Source organism: Vibrio sp. 1CM8B, assembly GCF_023161685.1.
GTDB classification, from domain to species: Bacteria; Pseudomonadota; Gammaproteobacteria; order Enterobacterales; family Vibrionaceae; genus Vibrio; species Vibrio coralliirubri.
Genome location: NZ_JALNTU010000005.1, coordinates 158,338 through 178,233, shown reverse-complemented (window position 1 = coordinate 178,233; position 19,896 = coordinate 158,338). Strand labels below are relative to the sequence as shown.

At 43.9% G+C, this 19,896-nt stretch carries 20 protein-coding genes; 9 read left to right on the top strand and 11 right to left on the bottom strand.

Annotated elements, in window-relative coordinates; genetic code table 11:
* Nucleotides 1-215 precede the first annotated feature (215 nt).
* Entirely contained in the window at nt 216-1,598 is a 1,383-nt protein-coding gene (locus MSG36_RS12230; RefSeq protein WP_248368056.1) for a PLP-dependent aminotransferase family protein, read from the bottom strand.
* A gap of 103 nt (nt 1,599-1,701) precedes the next feature.
* On the opposite strand from MSG36_RS12230, the gene MSG36_RS12225 reads away from it, so the two are divergent.
* Together MSG36_RS12225 and MSG36_RS12220 are read left to right on the top strand one after the other, a co-directional pair.
* Entirely contained in the window at nt 1,702-2,598 is an 897-nt protein-coding gene (locus MSG36_RS12225) for an EamA family transporter (RefSeq protein ID WP_248368055.1), read from the top strand.
* 204 nt (nt 2,599-2,802) lie between these two features.
* Nucleotides 2,803-3,675 carry an aspartoacylase gene (locus MSG36_RS12220; protein ID WP_248368054.1) on the top strand — a complete coding sequence of 291 codons (873 nt, stop codon included), beginning with the start codon at nt 2,803-2,805 and terminating at the stop codon, nt 3,673-3,675.
* A 99-nt stretch (nt 3,676-3,774) separates the two neighbouring features.
* Here the strand turns inward: MSG36_RS12220 and MSG36_RS12215 are convergent, their stop codons facing one another.
* The 4 genes from MSG36_RS12215 to MSG36_RS12200 form a co-directional block, all read right to left on the bottom strand.
* A complete protein-coding gene (locus tag MSG36_RS12215; RefSeq protein WP_061019222.1) occupies nt 3,775-4,779 on the bottom strand; it encodes a GTP-binding protein in 1,005 nt (334 codons plus the stop codon).
* Complete coding sequence (locus MSG36_RS12210; protein ID WP_048611500.1) at nt 4,769-5,329, bottom strand: carbonate dehydratase; 561 nt, start codon at nt 5,327-5,329, stop codon at nt 4,769-4,771. The genes MSG36_RS12215 and MSG36_RS12210 overlap by 11 nt, the downstream gene beginning before the upstream one ends.
* A 103-nt stretch (nt 5,330-5,432) precedes the next feature.
* Complete coding sequence (locus MSG36_RS12205; RefSeq protein WP_248368053.1) at nt 5,433-6,803, bottom strand: dihydroorotase; 1,371 nt, start codon at nt 6,801-6,803, stop codon at nt 5,433-5,435.
* A gap of 110 nt (nt 6,804-6,913) precedes the next feature.
* Entirely contained in the window at nt 6,914-7,369 is a 456-nt protein-coding gene (locus MSG36_RS12200; RefSeq protein ID WP_060981830.1) for a transcriptional repressor, read from the bottom strand.
* 652 nt (nt 7,370-8,021) lie between these two features.
* On the opposite strand from MSG36_RS12200, the gene ihfA reads away from it, so the two are divergent.
* The 5 genes from ihfA to MSG36_RS12175 all read left to right on the top strand — a co-directional run bounded on the left by ihfA (nt 8,022) and on the right by MSG36_RS12175 (nt 11,316).
* Nucleotides 8,022-8,318, top strand: coding sequence for an integration host factor subunit alpha (gene ihfA / locus MSG36_RS12195; RefSeq protein ID WP_004734853.1), 297 nt, complete (start codon nt 8,022-8,024; stop codon nt 8,316-8,318).
* Between the two features lie 385 nt (nt 8,319-8,703).
* Complete coding sequence (locus MSG36_RS12190) at nt 8,704-9,009, top strand: c-type cytochrome (RefSeq protein WP_060981831.1); 306 nt, start codon at nt 8,704-8,706, stop codon at nt 9,007-9,009.
* On the top strand, nt 9,006-10,232 hold the full coding sequence (locus MSG36_RS12185; protein WP_248368052.1) for a molybdopterin-dependent oxidoreductase: 1,227 nt from the start codon (nt 9,006-9,008) through the stop codon (nt 10,230-10,232). The genes MSG36_RS12190 and MSG36_RS12185 overlap by 4 nt, the downstream gene beginning before the upstream one ends.
* The gene (locus MSG36_RS12180) at nt 10,232-10,735 is read left to right on the top strand and encodes a hypothetical protein (protein WP_048611489.1); all 504 of its coding nucleotides are present in this window, start codon (nt 10,232-10,234) and stop codon (nt 10,733-10,735) included. The genes MSG36_RS12185 and MSG36_RS12180 overlap by 1 nt, the downstream gene beginning before the upstream one ends.
* Entirely contained in the window at nt 10,732-11,316 is a 585-nt protein-coding gene (locus MSG36_RS12175) for a cytochrome c (RefSeq protein WP_248368051.1), read from the top strand. The genes MSG36_RS12180 and MSG36_RS12175 overlap by 4 nt, the downstream gene beginning before the upstream one ends.
* Nucleotides 11,317-11,470: 154 nt before the next feature.
* Here the strand turns inward: MSG36_RS12175 and MSG36_RS12170 are convergent, their stop codons facing one another.
* Nucleotides 11,471-12,247 (bottom strand): RelA/SpoT domain-containing protein, encoded by a 777-nt coding sequence (locus MSG36_RS12170; protein ID WP_017059130.1) that lies wholly within the window; start codon nt 12,245-12,247, stop codon nt 11,471-11,473.
* Between the two features lie 324 nt (nt 12,248-12,571).
* On the opposite strand from MSG36_RS12170, the gene MSG36_RS12165 reads away from it, so the two are divergent.
* Nucleotides 12,572-13,225, top strand: coding sequence for a thiopurine S-methyltransferase (locus tag MSG36_RS12165; RefSeq protein ID WP_050621500.1), 654 nt, complete (start codon nt 12,572-12,574; stop codon nt 13,223-13,225).
* A 114-nt stretch (nt 13,226-13,339) separates the two neighbouring features.
* On the opposite strand, the gene purT is transcribed toward MSG36_RS12165, so the two are convergent.
* The 5 genes from purT to sbcB form a co-directional block, all read right to left on the bottom strand.
* Nucleotides 13,340-14,515, bottom strand: a complete 1,176-nt coding sequence (purT, locus tag MSG36_RS12160; protein WP_102582954.1) for a formate-dependent phosphoribosylglycinamide formyltransferase — start codon at nt 14,513-14,515, stop codon at nt 13,340-13,342.
* Nucleotides 14,516-14,682: 167 nt separating this feature from the next.
* Nucleotides 14,683-15,570 carry a cytidine deaminase gene (cdd, locus tag MSG36_RS12155; RefSeq protein WP_048617318.1) on the bottom strand — a complete coding sequence of 296 codons (888 nt, stop codon included), beginning with the start codon at nt 15,568-15,570 and terminating at the stop codon, nt 14,683-14,685.
* A 373-nt stretch (nt 15,571-15,943) separates the two neighbouring features.
* Entirely contained in the window at nt 15,944-16,621 is a 678-nt protein-coding gene (locus MSG36_RS12150; protein WP_017059134.1) for an LrgB family protein, read from the bottom strand.
* Nucleotides 16,622-16,623: 2 nt separating this feature from the next.
* Nucleotides 16,624-16,995: a CidA/LrgA family protein gene (locus tag MSG36_RS12145; protein WP_004734867.1), complete on the bottom strand. Its 372-nt coding sequence runs from the start codon at nt 16,993-16,995 to the stop codon at nt 16,624-16,626.
* Nucleotides 16,996-17,020: 25 nt separating this feature from the next.
* Nucleotides 17,021-18,445, bottom strand: coding sequence for an exodeoxyribonuclease I (gene sbcB / locus MSG36_RS12140; protein WP_248368049.1), 1,425 nt, complete (start codon nt 18,443-18,445; stop codon nt 17,021-17,023).
* Nucleotides 18,446-19,458: 1,013 nt separating this feature from the next.
* Here sbcB and MSG36_RS12135 point away from each other — a divergent pair.
* Nucleotides 19,459-19,893: a DUF4402 domain-containing protein gene (locus tag MSG36_RS12135; protein WP_048611824.1), complete on the top strand. Its 435-nt coding sequence runs from the start codon at nt 19,459-19,461 to the stop codon at nt 19,891-19,893.
* The last annotated feature ends 3 nt before the right edge of the window (nt 19,894-19,896 follow it).

Sequence of the window (19,896 nt, the reverse complement as noted above, 5' to 3'; positions counted from 1 at the left end):
CGATAAAAAGTGATGTGTCATTAGCCAAGTTGCATAATTTTGTGGGTGCTTGCAAACTCAGCATTTAAGGGTTTTGAGGCGAGTGGATTTCCTTACGGTTCGGGGCTTTAACCGAATCAAGATAGGAATAATAGCCTTCTTTTTTATGACAAAAGGCTATTAAAATTTGGCGTTCGAAAGGCTATTAAAAGTCTATTCTGAAAAGTTACGCTCTGTTAGCTGTGAATGTGGATAAGCTCAATTAAGGCATCCAATTGTTGCTTAGCTTCACCCTCTAACGAATACCCAATATTGATGCGTAAGTAGTTGCTGTAGAGATCGAGAGTGCTGAATAGATGTCCAAGCCTAATATCAATGTTCTGGTCTGCAACTGCTTGAGCGAAAAGTGGTTGGTTCAAATTTGGGATTTGAAGCCAAAGCACCATACCACCTTGCGGGCTACTTATCTTTACTCCTTGAGGAAGATTAGTAGCCAAATAACTCAGGTATTGCTGGCGCAAAGAAAGGATTTGAGAGCATCTTCTTCTCACGTGTTTAGCGTATTGGCCAGATTCAATAAAGTCAGCAACCGCAAGTTGAGTCGGCAGGGCAACACCGTAGCTCGCTGCAGAAAACTGAGCCTTGTATTCGTTGATAAACCTGCCCGGCAAGCACCATCCCAAACGGTAACTCGGTGACAAGCTTTTCGATACCGAACCACACCATAAGACATATCCGCCTTTGTCATAGTATTTCGCCGGAAGTGGTGTGTGTGAAGAGTAGGACAGTTCAAGGTACACATCATCTTCAATGATCGGTACTCGATATTGATTTGCTAATTCGGCAAGTTTTTGTTTTTGACTGGCCGACATATTGATCCCTTGTGGATTCATATGAGAGGTACAAAAGATCGCAGCATCCACTCGTTTGTTCTTCAAATGAGTTTCCAGTTGTTGCAAGTCGACACCATCATCCAGAGATGGGATTTCGATGATCTGTCGTGACATTTTTCCTAGCAATTCCAGAATACCGTTGAAACAAGGTGAGCTAATAGCGATGGTGTCGCCTTGTTTGGTGCACGATTCAAGAGCAGCCTTAATCGCCGACATACATCCTGCAGTAATCACCATTTCTTCAGGTGAAAAGTGCACATCTAGCTTGGCAAAGTGAGTGGATAATGCCTGTCGCAACATCGGCTCACCTTGTGTATCTGGGTAATGGTTTAGCCTGCTTCCCATCCGTTTGATTGAACGACGAAAACTGCGTTCCAGTTCTACTATCGACTGTCCATCATTGGTGGTACTAGAAACCCCTAAAGGCCCACTGATTGAGTTGTGAATCGATGAAATTTGCCTAACACTGGATATTTTACTCTCGAACTGTGCCCACTCTGGGGTTGAGTGGGATGGTTTATGAGGCGAAACAAAATACCCAGCTTGCGGTCGTGAGTGTATCCAACCCTGCGATTCTAACTCTTGGTAACAGCTCACCACGGTCGACATGCTGATAGCCTGTTGCTTAGCCAATTGACGCAGCGAAGGCATGCGACCGCCTTCTGGTCTTTTGCCTGTTTCTATCTCATCGATAAACTGATTGGCTAGTTTTCTATAGATGCTCATTGTCACGACCGTTATTAACTGTACTGGTTTTTATTGTGAAAATTGTATCTGTACTGGTTTTTTTGTTCAAGGGATACTCATTCAAAACAAGGGAGGGGTGACTATGAAAAGAAATGATTTATTGTTAGCGGTATTCGTCATGGCAATTTGGGGATTCAATTTCTCGATGATCAAAATGGGTGTGACCAACGTTCATCCATTATTAGCCACTGCAGCGCGTTTTTCGCTCGCGGTGGTTCCAGTAATATTTTTTGTGGCGAGACCTAATGTCGCTTGGCGTTACTTAGTCAGTTATGGCTTTGTGTTTGGTGTGGGTATCTGGGGGATGGCTTCATGGTCGATCACCGCTGGGTTATCTTCTGGGCTTTCATCGGTATTACTGTCAACCAACGTATTAATCGGCATGGCGGTTGGCGTGTGGGTGTTCAAGGAGAGTGCTTCTGTTCGTAAGTTAATGGGTGCGATGATAGCTATGTGTGCGTTGGCGGTATTGGTATCTGCAGCAACGGGCAATGTCACCGTTAATGGCGTGATATTGATTATGATTGCAGCATGCAGTTGGACCTTGATGGGCGTGATCGTTAAGGCATCTAAAACCACTCAAGCTTTTGCGTTCAATGTCTGGGGGATGCTGTTTGCTCCGGTCCCACTAGTGTTATTTGCAGTGATGTTACACGGTGACCAAATTATTTGGCAGGGCATCGAACAATGGGATTGGAACACGACGATTGCGGTGCTGTTTCAGGCTTACCCAACCACGCTATTTGGTTATTGGGTATGGAATAAGCTGCTAATCCAATATCCTTTAAGCACGACCGCGCCGTTAACCTTGTTAGTGCCTATCTTCGCATTGATCAGTGGTTACTTTATGTATGACGAGGTGCTGTCTGTCGCTCAGGTTGTTGCATCAATACTGTTTCTTGTCGGGATTGGTTTGATTGTGAAACCAGCGAATACAACGAATACCAAAGCGACACAAACACTTGCTGAACAAAAGTGATTGAAGAAAACTGATATTGCATAAGCACCTTTCAATGACAAATAAGACCTCGCACTTGTGAGGTCTTATTCTATGTATTGAATTTGCTTAAAGTTATCTTATGTAAGGCGGTCAAGTTATCTGGAGAAACTTGTCAGCAATTGTTATGTTATATCATATCAAGAGTAGGGCAGGTAGATTTCTCGACATTTGGACATCGATATCATGGATAAAATTAAACAAGTCTTGCTGGTTGCGGGAACACACGGCAATGAACTCTCAGGTATTTACCTAAACAAGCTGATCAAAGAGGGCATGTATGGGGCTGATCGTTCAACGTTCGCTGCGACTTCTGTTATCGCAAATCCGAAAGCGGTAGAACAGAATGTACGATACCTAGATACAGACCTAAACCGTCAGTTTGTTGTTGGTGATGAAGAAAGCGGATCTGACTTAGCTGAACAGGCGGTCGCGCGTCAGTTTGCCGAAAGGTATGCAAATCGAGAGCAACAATTGATCGTTGATTTACACAACACGACCAGCAATATGGGGGCGACATTAATCTTGCTGTCAAATGATGCTTTCTACCAAAAAATGGGCGCGTATGTGAAGCAACGTATGCCGGAAGCCAATATTCTTTTTGAAGACAGAAAACCGTGGGATGAGCAGCCATACCTGTGCACGGCAGGTGATCGCGGCGTCATGATTGAAGTAGGGGCTCAAGCGCATGGGTCACTCAAGTTCGACACTCTCAAACTGATGAAGCAAATGCTGACCTTGGTTCTTGATTACGTTGAGAACCATAACCTTAACAAAGTTAAAGCGTTACAAGACTACAGTGCTTTTTTCTATGTTGAAGAGGTGAATGTGCCACTTGGTCCAGATGGTATGCGAGTCGCTACGGTACACCCAGCGATTTGTGGCAGAGATTTCGAAGCCGTGAAGCAAGGTGAGCCGTTGTTAGCGACTTTTTTTGGTTATGATATCTATTGGGAGCGCGAACAAGATATCTATCCACATTTCATTAATGAGAGCGCTTACGCTAAAGCGAACATTGCGATGGCCTTGGCAGAGAAGCGTCTAGTTTCTGTAGGCTAAGAATTTTTCTAGGAGCTGATAAGACTGCTAATCCATAACCAGCAAATAAGCCCACTAGCTTTGGTATACAAGGTTAGTGGGCTTATTTCTTTCTATGACTTAAGCGATCATGCACTCAAGTAACTGGCTCTCTAGCACGTCATCTATTTCTAGACCGATCACTTCTATTCTGGTTTCGATACACTCATCGAGTTCTGATTCCGTCAAGCCATCCTCTGTTAAGTTGTACCCGAAAATACCACTTTGAGTAATGAATACCGCTTTCATCCGCTCAGCTTTCAATCCAACTAAAAAGTGTCTCAAACGCTGGTGGTCAAACAGTTTCTCTGCAGAGAATCGCCAACCAACGCTTTCAAAACCTTCACCTTGGTTAGTCGCTTTGATCATGCCGCTTTCTGGCATTGGTAATTCTGAAGCGAGCGGCTTGTCTTGCTGGTGATGATGATGGTTGTGGTGCGCTTGTTGACCAAAGAAGTTTGTATCTCCTTCGAACTCTTCAAAAGGGATTTTTCCATGGTGAGCGAAGACTAGCTTGGTATTCGGGTGACAAATCTCAGTCACGTATTCAGCCAGTTTCTCTGCGTCGCCATCTTGGTATAGGTCGACTTTGTTACCAACTACGGTATCGGCAATGGTAATTTGCTGATTGAAGGTATCGTGATCTGCATAGCGAGAATCAGAGAGCTTCCGTGCATCGACTAAGGTAACGTTTTTCTGCAGTGATAGTACTTTACGGTAATGTTCAGAGGACAAAACTTGTAGTACTTCTTTAGGATGGCCAAGCCCTGTTGGTTCGATTAACAAACGATCTGGTTTGGCTTCGGTAAGCAGTTGATTAAGCGCGATTTGCATCGGTAAACCTGCCGCACAACACATGCAACCACCGGGTACTTCACGAATGAACACTTGTTGTGCGGTCTGGTTGCCTTGAATCAAGCTACCATCAACGCCGATTTCTCCAAACTCATTAACTAGCACAGCCCAGCGCTCATTTTCTGGTTTGTTCTTCATCAGGTTGAGAATCGCAGAGGTTTTTCCCACCCCAAGGAACCCAGTAATAATGTTAGTTGGAATGCCTAACATAGGTGACTTATCAGAGCTCATTAGCAATTCTCCTATAGCCTTGAACTAAGGTGTGGTTGGCTGATACCACAGACTCTGAAAATGCGGAGTATTCAGGCGGTACTTTGGAGATGCTATTTAAGTCAAACCCTGAGCCTATATTGGTCATTGGTGGGACATGGAAGTTTTCCGGTAAATCGAGGCCATCTACCACACAGTTGTGGCGAATGACGCAACCTTTGCCAATCACAGCATTGAATACCACCGAGTTGAAGCCAATAAAGACATCGTCACAAACTTCACATGGCCCATGAATGATAGAGCGGTGAGCGATAGAAGAGCGTTCTCCAATGGTCACCGCTGCTCCTGCTTTTGAGTGTATGACGACACCATCTTGAATATTTGTATCGCGCTTAATCACGATTGCTTCCATGTCACCTTGTTCGTTAACCTCGTCGGCACGAATGACGGCGTAGGGGCCGATAAACACGTTATCTTCAATGATGACTTTCCCGCAGATGATAGCGGTCGGGTCAATGAAGGCGGTTTCCGACACGTTCGGCATATGGCCGCTAGGGTTTCTTCTTAACATATTGAGCTCTTTTATTTTTTTAGTGCCGCTGGGCCTACCGTTATAAGTGGCCAGCGATTTATTCCGTTGTTTAGATGGTGGTCTGTTTTTCTTAGTCGAGGCTCTAACGTTCAAAAGAGAGCCTCATTGCCGGTGTTGGCTGAGTGCTTTGTTTGACGCTGTCTTGAGTCTTTTGATCTGCGAATGCCTCAGGATGGCTATACACTCTGGATCCATTTACCCATGTGTGCTTTACCTGAGCGGAGAACTCATGCCCTGAAAATGGTGACCATATACATTGGTATAAGCTGTTTTCATCGCTGACTAAGGTTGGTGCTTGCGAGTCAACCAAGACTAAATCGGCGTAGTAACCTTCGCGAATAAAGCCTCGTTCACGTATTGCATAGCGCAGTGCTGGGTTGTGAGCCGTTTTCTCTACAACCTGAGCCATCGTCATTCTTCCTGATTTCACATGGTCAAACAGCGTCAACAAAGCATGCTGGACTAAAGGTAAACCTGCGGGTGCTTGTTCATAGGGAACCTGTTTTTCTTCCCATGTATGAGGCGCGTGATCCGTCGCAATAATGTCGATTTTTCCCGAATTCAGAGCCGCTATTAGCGCGTCACGATCACTCGGATATTTGATGGCAGGGTTACACTTAATTTGATTGCCCAACGCTGCGTAGTCTTGGTTGCTAAACCAAAGGTGGTGGACACAAGCTTCAGCCGTAATGTGCTTGTTTTGAATGGGGCCTGTTTCAAACAGTGCGAGTTCTTTCTCAGTCGTGATGTGCAGTACATGAAGTTGACTGCTGTACTTTTTGGCTAGCTCTACTGCGTATGACGAAGAGGCGTAGCAAGCATTGGCGTCTCGCAGCGTGGGGTGGTCTTCAATCGTGAATTCGGCTTTCTCTTCTCTCAGTTTTTCTTGGTTTTGGACAATGACGGGGCCGCTTTCACAATGGGTAACGATAAGTACGGGAGAGTCGCGGAATATAGCATCTAGCGCTTGAGGACCTTCCACCAATAGGTTGCCAGTGGAAGCGCCCATAAACACCTTCACCCCACAATGATTCTTAAGGTCGAGTTGTTTGATTTGTTCAAGGTTGTCTTCGGTCGCACCAAGGTAAAATGAATAATTTGCCAGTGAGCTTTGTGCTGCAATATCAAACTTTCGTTCTAATGCTTCAATGGTGGTGGTCGCCGGGTTTACGTTCGGCATTTCCATATAACTCGTAATGCCGCCAGCAACTGCAGCTCGTGATTCGGTGGCTATTGAGCCTTTGTGAGTGAGGCCGGGTTCGCGAAAATGGACTTGATCGTCAATCATCCCTGGAAGGAGATAGCACCCTTGAGCGTCAATAATCTCATCGTCTGGTTTTGGTTCAATGTTATTGGCGATTCTTTCTATTCGCTGGTTAATGATCAATAGATCCGATTCGGCAATGATGCCTTCATTGACCAAGCGGGCATTCTTGATGAGTGTTGCAGACATAGCGGTTCATTCTTCCTTTTTGATTAGTGCTAATGCTGGGGGAGTGTTTAATAAAATATCGTTACGGTTACGTCTATGCTTTTTAGAGCTTAGAGCTTAGAGCTTAGAGCTTATGTATCGACGCATTCATCACATACGCAGCTAATCTCTAACTGTGGGCTTGTTACAGTAAAGCCTTCTTGCTTTGCATGAGATTGAAGATCGCGAATGATGGAAGGGGCGATGGTTTGCTCGCTGATTTTGTCGCACTTAGAGCAAATCAAAAATTGCGGGATGCCGTGCTCATGATCGCAAAGGATATGGTCGCAAAGTATGTACTTATTAGAGACTTGCAGTTTGTGTGCTAAGTGCTGCTCTTCAAGAAATTCCAACACTCGATAAACTGACATCGCTTGAACGTGCTGGTCAAAGTGTTCCTTACAGTATTCAACGAGTTCATACGCAGACAGAGCTTTGTCGGCATGAACCAGCGCACGCAGTATCAACAGTCTTTTAGCGGTAAACTGTTTTCCGTTTGTTTTACAGCCTTGTTTTACGTGCTCGATGATCGCTTCGATGTCTCTCATTCAATCCACAAAATTAGTGATAATGTGGATATGTTATAACATAACAACTAGCTATAAGAAACGAACTTTTAATTAAAGAACCTCTTAGGTGGGCTCTCTCTTTCCAAGCTTACTTTGTAGATGAATAATAGCCGTTTATTGCCCATCATTTGCATGTTGTACCAAAGAAGCTTTCTTATAATGATTGGATTACTGATTAAACTCCCAAAAGAACATGGGTTGTTATAAGCGAATTCGAATTAAATTCTGAAATGATACAAATCTCATATTTAATAACGTTTATTTAGTAACCTCTGTTGAGTCCAATATCAAATCAAGTGGCTGATTTTATTGGGTATCGGAGAAAAGTCTCAAAAATTAATATTCGGATCGCTAAAGTTTTAAATTCTGAACTAATCTATTTTTGTGGAGTATAGTTCCATTCTGTGGCTGTTGAGTAGATGGTTTTTAGCTATATATGTGAAATTTGAAGCGACTTATCTTTCTGATTTGAAAGAATAATTAAATAGTTAAGATAAAAAAGTTGGCGAAAATCAGAAGCTTGGCATACACTTTCCTTGTAAATGACCTTATCTCATTGATTGAATAGGGTAAATGCTTTGGCGCTACTGACGATAGTAGCAATGTTTAACATAGCTTTGAGGAAAGTTTTATGGCACTCACGAAGGCCGATTTGGCTGAGAACCTGTTTGAGACACTCGGATACAGCAAGCGGGATGCCAAGGAAACGGTTGAAGTGTTTTTCGAAGAAGTTCGTAAAGCACTCGAAAATGGCGAACAGGTAAAACTGTCTGGTTTTGGTAATTTTGATCTTCGCGAGAAAAACGAGCGACCTGGTCGTAACCCGAAAACTGGTGAAGACATTCCAATTTCTGCTCGACGTGTTGTTACTTTCAGACCGGGACAAAAACTAAAGGCCCGAGTTGAAAATATTAAAATCGAGAAGTAGCCAAGCAATAGACCACGCCTAGCGTGGTCTTTTTGTTTTTGGTCTGGCAATTATTGTTGTGCCTCTCTTTAAGTCTTTTATCATCTCGCAACCTCGCAACCTCGCAACCTCGCAACCTCGCAACCTCGCAACCTCGTAATCTCGCGCATTCTATATCGTACGTATTTCCATACATCGACACCCGTCTTTAGTTATTACCCATACATTTAAAATGGACAGCTAACCAGTATTTATTCAGGTTTTTTCATGTGTTTTATGAATCTGTTCAGTTAAATTGAACAGTGGTTAAATCTAATTGAATTTAAATCATCCGAGTGATTTGCTGTAATGTGCTCAATAGGCAGCCAGTTAATCTATTTTGTTGATCTAAATCTAAGGAGAAGCTTTGCGTAAGTCCGCTTTAGCTTTGATGTTACTCTTTTTATCGACTGTCGCTCCGGCAGCTGAGTACCAGCAACTCGCCAATATGTGCATTGCTTGTCATGGCAGTAACAACGACACCTCGTTTCCCTCTATCCCCAACCTTAAGTGGCAAAACCAAGTCTACCTTACTGAGCAACTGACTGACTTTAAAAGTGGTAAGCGTGAGGACAAAACGATGTCCAAAGTCGCGCAATTATTGTCAGAAGAAGACATCAAGAAGTTAGCTAATTACTTTTACCAACTGAATAAAACAGGGGCACCGCAATGAGTTTAGATAGAAGACAGTTCCTTAAAGCCGCGCTTTCAGCAACCGCAGTATCTGCATTGCCAGTGTCGTGGGTATTTGCCGCGAATCGTCCTGAAGGTTTAGCTGCATTGGATATCAATGCATTAACGTGGGCAAAAGCAGAAGATCTACCGGATTACTACACCGTTTTAAATACCAACCCTTTGAATGCGTATCCGCCAGAAAGTATGCTTGCGCCTGCTGTGACACCTGCAGATGTTCCCTTTGTTCGTTGGAATGGCTTGATGCCTGATTTTACGAAGATGGACCCTGACACTTGGACCTTCGAAGTGAAAGGGGAATCGGTAAAACAAAGCAAAACCTACACGATAGCCGAGCTCAAATCTAAGTTTAAACATCACACACAAAGCCTTGTGTTGGAGTGTGGTGGTAACAGTCGTAACAACTTTTATCCAAGCACCAAAGGTAATCAATGGAACAATGCTGGTGTCTATTGTTCGCAGTGGACAGGGGTGTTGTTGAGCGATGTGCTCAAAGACTGTGGCATTAAAGATGATGCGGTTTACGTTGGTAACCATGGCTTTGATAAACACTTGAGTGGTAAAGGTGAGGCGATTTCACGTGGTGTTCCTATTGCAGCTGCAATGAACGATAACGCCTTGATTGCATGGGAAATGAATGGCGAGCCGATCCCTTATCTCCATGGTTATCCGCTACGAACGGTATTTGGCGGTCGACCGGCTTCTGTTTCTCAGAAATGCACAACAGGCATCAGTATTCGAAACAAGATTCATGATGGCCATAAGATGGCGGCTCCTGCTTATCAAGTGCCTAAGAACCCAATCGCTCCGGGTGAGAAAGTAGATAACAAAGATTTCCGAATCATTGAAGAGATGATTGTGAAGTCGCTGATTACTTCTCCAAAAAGCGGGACAGAGTTTGCGCTTGATAAAAAGGTTAAAGTCAGTGGTCATGCTTGGGCTGGGTTAAGAACCGTTGAGAAGCTGCAAGTGAGTTACGACTACGGTACCACTTGGCACGATGCAAAGCTGAATAAGCCAGTAAACAAGGGCGCTTGGCAACAATGGGAAGCCGATCTAGACCTTCCTATGACCGGCTATTATGAGATCTGGGCGAAGGCGACCGATAGCGAAGGTGATAGCCAGCCAGTCGTGCAACCGCAATGGAATCCTAAAGGTTACCTGTTTAATGGTTGCCATCGTATCGCAGTAAGAGTGTCGTGATGCTGTCTATTTCCAATAAGCCTATTGATGGCAATTCTAAACTTACCAATCTGATTGATGGCCAGTCATTTCATGCAGACTCAAGTCCGGTCAGCAAGCGCAGTTACCGTAAAGGCATAATGAGAGCGGCATTGGTGTGTAGCTTATTAACGTCGATGCTCGTTCATGCTGAAGACGTTCCAGAGAACCCGAAAGAGTACTACGGCGTAGATAAAGCCTCGGGGCTGATCATGGCACCCGGTTGGGAGACCGTGAAAGGGCAATGTAACGCCTGCCATACCAGCTTAATCGTTGCTCAGAACAGCGGAAACAGAGAGCAATGGCGTGAAACCATTCAGTGGATGGTCGACACTCAAGGGCTGTGGGATCTGTCTGATACTTGGGATCCGGTATTGGATTACCTCAGTACCTACTATCAAGACAAAGGCATCGATATGAACAAGTATCGTCGTAAACCAATTGATAGCGCTTTGATGCCACCTATGCCGGGAGAAAGCCAATGATCATCAATCGATTAAAGCGAACCTCTCTTGTGAATGGAATTGTTGCGAATGGAGCTGTTGTTAATAGAGCTGTTTTTAATAGAGCTGTTGCAAATAGAGCTATTGCGATAGCCGCTGCTGCAATAGTTTTGTTGCTGTCGGCGTGTACTGATGAACAGCCGAGCACTGAAGATAAAGTTGCCTCGCGAGTCGAATCATTAGGAATAGAGTCGAAACCAGCGCCGCAGCTTGAAGTGGAAGCTAAATCTGAGGTTGAAACGCTTGTCGATAGCAAGGTAATCACCAAAGATTACATACCTAGCTTAGTGTCAGGTGAAAAGTTGGTTCAGAATCTATGTAGCCAGTGTCATGGCGACAAAATTATTCCCTTCGTACAATCTTATCCAAACATCAAAGGTCAGAAAGCGGGGTATATTCTTAAACAGCTGCGTGATTTTAAAAGTGATGAACGCCAAGATTTGTACATGCAGTCTGTGGTCAAACACCTTTCAGATGAAGACCTACAAGACGTAGCCGCGTTCTATGGTACGTTGAAGCCATTGGACTTATACAATCGCACTAAAGAGTATTATCACAAGTAGGTGAGCGTTCTCTGGGAACACTAGTTAAGTTGGTCTCTACGAGGTTCGGTGGGTAAAACAGTAGATAACGATAAGCAAAACAATAGATAAAACAAAGGGCTGCGATTATGCAGCCCTTTGTCGTTCTTGTTTATGATAATTGTTTAGTCAGTGACTAAGCCGCTTTAATGTGCGTTGTGATGTACGGTTGCCATGCTTGTTGGTAAAGCTCTAAAGATTGGCGTCTTAGGCTATTAATTTGTGCCGCTTCGATATCGTTGATTGGGCGATGTTCTGCAATTGCGTGACGCTCAATGCCTTGGATAATTTCGTACAGCTCGTGCTCAGGACCACTTTTCACATCAGCAATTGCTTTTAAGTGAAGTTGAACCTCTGCAATGATGTTGGTTTTAGGTAAACGAACCAACAAGTTAAGGTCACGGTAGCCAGAGTCAGCTGGTGATTTAAACTTGTTTTTCAGCTTAACAACGTCTGCTTCACGGCTTAACGCTTCGTAAACTTCAACCAAGCTCTCGACATCGTTTGCGATGATAGTTGCACGGGCTAAGTCGGTAATTTTTGTCACATCACCATCAAGCTCAAGGGCGATTTTTTCTTCTGCACGAGCTTGAGATTTAACGCCAGCAAATAGCGCTTCAGAATTGGTGAGTAGGGCAGTACTTTTACAGATAGTTTCTAATTCAGCTTGGCCTTGATGCGCTTTGCTGTACAGAATATCGAAGTCGGTGTAAGGCTGAGTCGGGCGTGAGTCGAAGGCTTTGATGCCGTAAAGGCCGCTCAAACTATGACGGAATACGTTTGAAGATACTTGGTTTTGCGCAGGAGTGCGCGTTTGATCAGTTGAACTTGTTGAAACAGGTGCTGCTGCGAATGCAGGCGCTCGGCTCAATACTAGAAGCATTAGGGCCGTCGTACGGAGAAATACACTCATTCAAACTCCAAAATACAAGGTTACAAAAAACGGGTAGTCAAAAGGGGTAACCAGTAACGCACAAGAGTAAAAACAGCTTAACTAAACTCACTACATATTAAATGGGGCTAGCTAAGACAGAAACCAACTCTAACGTTTAATATTGCTTTAAAATGTGAAGATATAGACAAATAATCCAACCGTTAGTTCCGCAATTATCAGAACTTTGAACTTAGCCAGTTTCTGATTTTATCGAAACCAATTTAGTACTTTAAACCAAGCTAAGGTTGCTCTTACCTCTCTATACTGTACCCTTGCATTATGACTGTTTAACATGAACGAAAGATGAATAATCCTGAATTTTGGCACAATAAATGGGCAGCCAACCAAATTGGTTTCCACCTCGAAGATGTAAACCCACTTCTGATTAAATTTTGGGAAAAGACTGAGCCTAGCTACGAGAAGAGTGTGTTTGTTCCACTTTGTGGCAAAAGTGAAGATCTGATTTGGCTAGCTTCAAAGCATGAAGATGTTCAAGGTGTCGAGTTAAGTCAGATTGCGGTTCGCGCATTTTTTGCAGAGCACCTTTACACCCCGACTGTGACTCAAATTAGCGGTCAGCACGAGCTCTACCAATTCGATGAACTGAACATCTACACAGGCGATTACTTCTCAGCGCCAATCCAGCCTGTCGACACCATTTATGATCGCGCGTCTTTAGTCGCATTGCCTGAAGAGATGCGAGTGCAGTATGTAGAGCGTTTAAAACAACTGTTGAAACCGGGCGGTAAGATCCTTCTGGTGACGCTGGATTACGACCAAAGCGAGATGGCAGGGCCTCCGTTTAGCGTGCCTAAACTAGAGATCGATCAGTTGTTCTCAGGATACAAAATCACATTGTTGAACCAAGATATAGCGGACGATGAACATCCGAAGATTGCGAAGAAAGGCTTGTCTCGCTTCTGTGAAGAAGTGTATTTGATTGAGTCAGACGCTTAAGTTCAGTTTGCTTAGTTAAGCCAACAGATAACACCAACAAAAAGACGGGCTCGATAGCCCGTCTTTTTTATTGTTCAGATTTGAAGTCGTGATTGTTCAGAATTGAATAGCTGGTTAGTAAATCACTTTTACTTTAGAAGCGCTCTCAATTGCATCTTCAATCGCTGTCTCTGTACTGTTGCGACGAGTAAGCGCCACACCTAGACGACGGCGGCCATCGATATCAGGCTTACCAAACAGGCGAACTTGTGTTTGTGGTGCGTCTAGCGCCTCTGTAAGACCTTCAAAACGAATGTTGGTTGAAGTGCCTTGGCCAAGGATAACCGCTGATGCACAAGGGCCGTATTGCGTGATGGATTTGATCGGCATACCAGTAAAGGCACGTACGTGCAGTGCGAATTCAGATGAGTCTTGAGACATCAATGTCACTAAGCCAGTATCGTGTGGGCGAGGGGATACTTCATTGAAGATAACGTGATCGCCTTTAACAAACAGCTCGACACCAAAGATGCCGTGACCACCTAGTGCGTTAACCACTTGTTCAGCCGTGTATTGCGCGGCTTTCAGTGCGTTGTCAGACATGACCTGTGGCTGCCATGATTCACGGTAATCACCGTCTTCTTGGCGGTGACCGATAGGCGCACAGAAGTGAACACCGTCGACTGCGCGAACGGTAAGTAGCGTAATTTCGTAATCAAAGTCGATGAAGCCTTCAACGATTACACGACCCGCGCCAGTGCGACCGCCTTCTTGTGCGTAGTCCCAAGATTTCTGAATGTCTTCTTCTGTTTTGATAACGCTTTGGCCTTTACCTGAAGAGCTCATAACCGGCTTAACAACGCAAGGCATGCCCACGAATTCAACAGCGGCTGAGAAATCTTCAAAGGTGTCTGCAAAGCGGTAAGGAGAAGTGCTCAGCTTTAGCTCTTCTGCAGCTAGGCGACGGATACCTTCGCGGTTCATCGTTAGCTTAGTCGCATTTGCAGTGGGAACGACATTTAAGCCTTGCGCTTCTAGCTCTACCAACTTGCTGGTGGCAATAGCTTCAATTTCAGGAACCACATAATCTGGTTTTTCAAGTTCAATGACTGCTTGCAGTGCATCGCCGTCTAACATGTCTAATACATGACTACGATGTGCAACTTGCATTGCGGGTGCGTCTGCGTAACGGTCACATGCAATAACTTCCAAGCCTAAACGTTGGCACTCGATAGCAACTTCTTTGCCGAGTTCACCTGAACCTAATAGAAGTACACGAGTAGCATTTTCACGAGTAGCAGTACCAAACATAGAAATTCCTTCCGATCTTTTGAGCGATTGATTGAAAACGGGGTGATCATACTTATTTCAATGACAAAAGCAAACGTTTGCGCAAGTTGTTGCGTTAATTACAGGCATAAAAAAAGCAGCCCTGTTAAATAGGGCTGCTTATTTAAATTTTTGTTAATCAGATGTACTTAGATTGCTAAGTAAGTCACTGGAATGTCGGGATTAATCGCTTCTAATGTAGATTGCGTATCCGCTAGGTGACTGATGCTACCTTCTGCGATTTCAACCAAAGCAGCACTTTCAATTTGTTCGAAATCGAAGCCAGCTAGTTTAAGTTGAATTAACGCGACTTGCAGAGGTGGTAGGCTCGGGTTGAACGCTGCATTTTCTGCGTAAGCACCCGTGAAAATCTCACCTGACGTCAGTTGTAATGAAACACCACTTAGGTTTTTGGTGTAAGGAGCATGGCTGCGGTTTAGTGCTGCTAGCGCTTCTACAACAATAGGCGTTGTTTCTTCGGTCGTGTACTTATGATCAAGCTTTGTCATTAGGCCAGTTGTCACACCTAAATCAGCAGGGCCGAATGAGTCTGGTAGGTACTCTTGCAGAGACATTTCATCACGTTGTGGAAGCTGAACTTTAAGTTCTTTTGCTGTTGTCAGTTCGTTCATGAATTGACGACAGTGACCACAAGGGCTGAAGTTGATGGTGATATCTGAGATACCTTGCTCGCCTTTCATCCAAGCGTGGCTGATTGCAGATTGCTCAGCGTGAACGGTTTGACCAAGTTGAGCACCAGCGATTTCAAGGTTTGCACCAAAATACAGAGTACCAGACAAACCACGCACGATTGCACCAACATAAAAGTCAGATAACGGAGCGTAAGAATACGCTGCGGCAAAAGGAAGTAGCGCAATACGTAGTTCGTCATCCGCTAGACCACTTGCTTGCAGTAGGCTAGCAAATTGTTCTGGAGACAATGTCGCGTCAAAGTTGTCTGCTAATACGATGTCACTCAAAAGCGCTTTCATTGATGATGGAGCACTTTCCAGCGCCAGGGTAATACGACTGTTCATGTTGAATCCTTAATTGACCTTAGGCTTTAATTCTATGCAATACTCAAGATTTTTCTGTGACAATGATCACTATTGTGTTGTTGTTGTTACATTGGCTTGCATAATTAGAGTGAAGTCACAGATGAAATCGATTGCAAGAGCAAAAACCGCCATTGATATCGCACTTATTGCCCGTGATTAGTTTGCTATTGCTGAATAAATTCGAGAAAAAAGCCCAAACAATGGGTGTCTGGCTATTGAAGAGCAGTTCAATAAACAGAGTATTGCTTGGGCCGATTCAGTCTTTAAATCACTTATAAGCGATCAACAAAGCTCACAGGTAACGAGTAATGCTTGGTGAAGACTTATTGCTCATATCGTGTCATCAATTTGGTTAAGAGTAGAACCAAACCACGAGCGAAAATATACTCGGTGCGATGATCGAGGTAATGACGCCACAAAGCACAAGAGCCAAAGAACTGAATGCTGCATCTTCCTGATTCTTTTCAGCACAGGTTGCCGTGCCTAAAGCGTGAGACACGGTACCCATAGTTAAACCTCGGGCAATAGGGCTCTTAATACCAATGAGATTGTAGATTGGGTAAGCAAAAATTGCCCCAAACAGACCAACAATCAATACCAGTATTGCCGCAATCGCTGCTTCACCACCTAAATGGCTCGATACTTCCATCGCAATTGGCGTGGTGACTGATTTACCTAATAAACTCGCAATCAAAGTTAAGTCTGCTTTAAAAGCCACTGCAATCACTGCCGTTGTTGTCATCGACATCACACTGCCTAGCGTGCAAGCAAAGGTAATGATGCGCCAGTTGGCTCTGATTTGAGGTAGCTGTTCATAAAGCGGGTAAGCAAGTGCAACAACCGCAGGCTGAAGCATGTAAGTAATCCAGGTGTTGTCAGCATAGTAAGTCTCAAACGGTACTCTAAAGAACGTGAGAATCGGAATGATGATACCAATGCTGATAAGCAGGGGATTACACAGCGGTGAGTTTACTTTTTGACTTACCCAGCGCGCAAACAGGAATACCACGATGGTGAGAAGAATCCACATGATCAGTTACCTCTCGAAAGCAAGCGGTCTAAGAACCATGATAAGGAGACCAACACCAGCAATGTGCCACCAACGGCGCTCGCCATAATTGGCAATGCGTTCGCGATGAGCATGTCGAAGTGATCCATCAACCCAACACTGATCGGAACAAATAGTAAGATCATTAGGCGGATAATCAAGCTTGCACCGGGCTGTACCCAGTGCGAAGGAACAATACCAATCACCATGGCGGCAAACAGAATCAACATGCCAAAAATACTGCCTGGGATTGAGGTATCCAAAAAGTGTTGTAACGCGTTACCTGCTGTAAGTGCACCTATGATTAAGGTGAAGGAGATTAAGCAGTAAACCAGTTGGATCAATCTTTCTTTCAAAGTGTTACGTCTCTTGATAATGGAATTAGCTAGCTAACTTTTCTACGTATTGATAAACCGCCTTCAAGATAGCCATTTTCTTCTCGTCGCTTTCATGTTCGTGCGCGAGGTTTTCAAGGTTGAGCATGTACTCTTCTAAACGGCACTCATAAAACTCACGACAATGGTTCGCCCATTTCAATTGCTCAGCTTCGTCGAGCGTCCATGGGAAGTTACGCGCACGGTAACGGAACAGTAACGGTTTAATTCGTTCGTCACTGAAGGTGATATCCAAAGCTGCCAAGTTGTTCGGGTCAGTTTCACGAATGATGTTCATCGCTGTTTTATCAGCAGGTGAAAAGAAACCGTCGTAAAGGTGTGTGTCAACATCATCACTCTTTTCGTACTCGCGCTCTTGTGAGTACAGGCCGATCAGTTTTTCGCGGATCTCTGGATGTTCGCGCAGCAGTGCCAAGTTCTTCAAGCATTGTTGGCGATCGATACCGATGGTTTCGGCATTTTCAGCCGTCAGCGTTTTGGCTGGAGCAAGAATAGGGCACTTGTTCAGTTGAACCAATTTGATGGGTACGGGTAACTCGTCTTCATTCAGTTCACTGCGTTTGGTATAGAGTCTTTCTCTGAGTTCATCAGCGTCCAGTTCTAACAGTGGGCTTGGATCTTTGGCTAAATCAACCACGATAACGGCATTTTGATTGGTTGGGTGCCAAGCCATAGGCACAATCCAGCTGGTGTAGTTGCAGTCACGGCCAAACATGCCAGAAACGTGCATCAATGGTGTCATGTTTACGATATCAACCAGGTCATTTAGCTTACGCTTATGACGCATGTTGTAAAGGTAATCAAACATCTTAGGTTGTGCAGCTTTCAGCTTTTTCGCTAATTCGATAGTCGCAATAACATCGGCCATCGCGTCGTGCGCGTTTTCGTGTTCAATGCCGTTTGCCACAGATAGGTGTTCCAGTTTGAAGCTTGGGTAACCTTCTTCGTTCTCTGGCCAAACAATGCCTTCAGGACGCAGTGCGTGAACAGCGCGCATTACATCTAACAGATCCCAACGTGAGTTGCCGTTCTGCCAGCTCCACGCATATGGGTCGATGAAGTTTCGGTAACAGGTGTAACGCGTTACTTCATCATCGAATCGAATACTGTTATAGCCAAGGCTTGTGGTGTTAGGTTTCGCTAACTCAGCATGGATCTTAGCGATAAACTCAGGTTCAGGGAGACCTTGTGAAGCCGCTTTCTGTGGAGTGATACGGGTGATCAACGCAGCTTCAGGCGCAGGGAGGTAATCAGCAGGAGGTTGGCAATAGATAACCAGAGGTTCTCCAATAACATTGAAATCTTGGTCGGTACGAACACCTGCAAATTGACTCGGACGGTCTTTTGCTGGGCTCACGCCCCAAGTTTCGTAATCGAAAAAGAAGTAGGTCGGCTGATTATCTGAACTCATTGAATTTCCTGAACAGCAAGCGCGGAACGTTTACTGTGGCTGAAGGTTAGTTTTGTTCAGTATCTGATAGTATGCGGTACGCGTGCAACCCAGATCACAAATAAATTGCCGGAAAACGGTGCTTTACTATTCAATCGAGTCAGTAGGGAAGGTTTTGAAACCAATTGTGGCTTTTCATAGTCGCGATTCTGCCTAGTTACCTCTTTTCTTACCTTAGCCTTTGTAAGGTGATGAGTCGGGTTTCAGGTTGACTGCGAATGAGTTTGTTTGTTTTTTACTGTAAAGCTGTGTGATTAGAAACGCGCTCGTTGCTTTTTGACTGGTGGTTAATCTGCTGTACCTGTGGCTAAACCGCTGTGCTTTTGTCTAAACTGAAGCGCAGATGTCTAATCCGTAGCACAGGTGTTAAACCGCTTCATTTACCTGTCTAGGCTCTGTCCAAAGATGGTGTTTTTCACAATACAATCCTCTAAGTTTTAATTTAATTTTCGGTATTTATGATTGCCGGGGTTAATTTATCTGGAGCGTTGTGCCAGTCTCATTTTTAATACTTTATATAATCCGTGTTTGAATTGGATATAAAGAAAACTCTAATGTTTCATTTTTATTACAGTGCTATATAGATATCATTTTGTTTCATTTTTGAGACTATATTGCAACACGTCGATCTATATAGTGATGAATCTGAATAGAATGGTGGGGGATGTTCCATCTCATTTTTGGGATATTTAAATTTAGGCGTTTTTATAAAAATTAATAACACACAGAAATAAAGGAATTAGATGTAAAACCAGTTTTATATCTAATTGGTAGTAATACTCTAATACCATTATTTTCGTTAGTGTTATTTGTATCAATTTGCGTGATCTTATTCTCACTGCGCCTTATTTCTTTATAAATAAGTGTCAATATATATATTTTCTAAATAGGATTGTTGTTACTTAATTGTTAACTTTGATTGACTATTAGGTAACCCTAATAATAAAGCCGATTTTATATAAAGGATTAAAGAAATGAACAAAGTCTTTAAGGTTGTTGCTGTATCTGCACTTTCTATCTCTTCAGCGAACGTTTTCGCTGTGAGTGACACTTTTGATGCAACACTAGAAGTAAAACAAGCAATTACAATGACAAAAACAAGTGATCTTGACTTCGGTATCATCACTTCAGACAACACCACGGACGTTGTCATCGCTCAAGGCGATGCAGGAGCGGCGGCATTTACTCTTTCTGGAGAGTCTGGTGATGCAGTAACAGTCAGTATTTCTGATACTAACTTGGTGAATGGCGTAAATACGATTGCAGCTGAATTTGACTTTAATAATGCTATTACCCTTACGGGTGGTACTGCGGATCTTAATATTGGCGGCACTGCACGTACTTCAAGTGCGACATTAGTTGCTGGTACATATACTGCAAACGTTGCAGTAGATGTCACTTACCAATAAATA

What these genes read in the sequence shown, in the direction of transcription:
- MSG36_RS12135 (WP_048611824.1), top strand. Translation starts at nt 19,459, where the DNA reads ATGAACAAAGTCTTTAAGGTTGTTGCTGTATCTGCACTTTCTATCTCT.
- MSG36_RS12215 (WP_061019222.1), bottom strand. Translation starts at nt 4,779, where the DNA reads ATGAGCTCTGATAAGTCACCTATGTTAGGCATTCCAACTAACATTATT.
- ihfA (WP_004734853.1), top strand. Translation starts at nt 8,022, where the DNA reads ATGGCACTCACGAAGGCCGATTTGGCTGAGAACCTGTTTGAGACACTC.
- MSG36_RS12230 (WP_248368056.1), bottom strand. Translation starts at nt 1,598, where the DNA reads ATGAGCATCTATAGAAAACTAGCCAATCAGTTTATCGATGAGATAGAA.
- MSG36_RS12225 (WP_248368055.1), top strand. Translation starts at nt 1,702, where the DNA reads ATGAAAAGAAATGATTTATTGTTAGCGGTATTCGTCATGGCAATTTGG.
- MSG36_RS12180 (WP_048611489.1), top strand. Translation starts at nt 10,232, where the DNA reads ATGCTGTCTATTTCCAATAAGCCTATTGATGGCAATTCTAAACTTACC.
- MSG36_RS12175 (WP_248368051.1), top strand. Translation starts at nt 10,732, where the DNA reads ATGATCATCAATCGATTAAAGCGAACCTCTCTTGTGAATGGAATTGTT.
- MSG36_RS12165 (WP_050621500.1), top strand. Translation starts at nt 12,572, where the DNA reads ATGAATAATCCTGAATTTTGGCACAATAAATGGGCAGCCAACCAAATT.
- cdd (WP_048617318.1), bottom strand. Translation starts at nt 15,570, where the DNA reads ATGAACAGTCGTATTACCCTGGCGCTGGAAAGTGCTCCATCATCAATG.
- MSG36_RS12185 (WP_248368052.1), top strand. Translation starts at nt 9,006, where the DNA reads ATGAGTTTAGATAGAAGACAGTTCCTTAAAGCCGCGCTTTCAGCAACC.
- MSG36_RS12210 (WP_048611500.1), bottom strand. Translation starts at nt 5,329, where the DNA reads ATGTTAAGAAGAAACCCTAGCGGCCATATGCCGAACGTGTCGGAAACC.
- MSG36_RS12220 (WP_248368054.1), top strand. Translation starts at nt 2,803, where the DNA reads ATGGATAAAATTAAACAAGTCTTGCTGGTTGCGGGAACACACGGCAAT.
- sbcB (WP_248368049.1), bottom strand. Translation starts at nt 18,445, where the DNA reads ATGAGTTCAGATAATCAGCCGACCTACTTCTTTTTCGATTACGAAACT.
- purT (WP_102582954.1), bottom strand. Translation starts at nt 14,515, where the DNA reads ATGTTTGGTACTGCTACTCGTGAAAATGCTACTCGTGTACTTCTATTA.
- MSG36_RS12170 (WP_017059130.1), bottom strand. Translation starts at nt 12,247, where the DNA reads ATGAGTGTATTTCTCCGTACGACGGCCCTAATGCTTCTAGTATTGAGC.
- MSG36_RS12150 (WP_017059134.1), bottom strand. Translation starts at nt 16,621, where the DNA reads ATGTGGATTCTTCTCACCATCGTGGTATTCCTGTTTGCGCGCTGGGTA.
- MSG36_RS12205 (WP_248368053.1), bottom strand. Translation starts at nt 6,803, where the DNA reads ATGTCTGCAACACTCATCAAGAATGCCCGCTTGGTCAATGAAGGCATC.
- MSG36_RS12200 (WP_060981830.1), bottom strand. Translation starts at nt 7,369, where the DNA reads ATGAGAGACATCGAAGCGATCATCGAGCACGTAAAACAAGGCTGTAAA.